Source organism: Neptuniibacter marinus, assembly GCF_001597725.1.
GTDB classification, from domain to species: Bacteria; Pseudomonadota; Gammaproteobacteria; order Pseudomonadales; family Balneatricaceae; genus Neptuniibacter; species Neptuniibacter marinus.
This window is the reverse complement of sequence record NZ_LUTR01000059.1, coordinates 1-369: the sequence shown is the minus strand read 5'-3', so window position 1 is coordinate 369 and position 369 is coordinate 1. Positions and strand designations below refer to the sequence as shown.

The window sequence follows — 369 nt, the reverse complement described above, 5'->3', positions numbered from 1 at the left end:
CTATTACTTTTCACTCACTTATTCCACTTAGGAGCCTCCCATGAATGAAGTACGCTGGGGAATTATCGGAACCGGAGTCATTGCGCAGTCTTTTGCAGCAGACTTTGAGTACGCTAAAACAGGTACCCTGCGCGCCGTTGCTTCGCGCTCGAAAGAGGCCGCTGACGCATTTTCGGAGCGCTATAACATTGAGCTGTCCATGGTGGATTACTACTCTTTGATTAATAGTCATGAAGTCGATGTTATTTACATCGGTGTGCCTAATCACCTGCATTATGAGCTTACCAAAGCGTGTATCCTAGCAGGCAAACATGTTTTGTGCGAAAAGCCATTTGCTCTTAATCAAACACAAGCAGCTGAGCTGTTTGA

1 protein-coding gene is annotated in these 369 nt (G+C 45.8%); it reads left to right on the top strand.

All coding sequences use genetic code 11. The features are described from left to right. Window positions 1-40: 40 nt before the first annotated feature. The coding region (locus tag A3774_RS16035; protein WP_197468086.1) for a Gfo/Idh/MocA family protein at window positions 41-369 on the top strand (329 nt) is incomplete at its 3' end.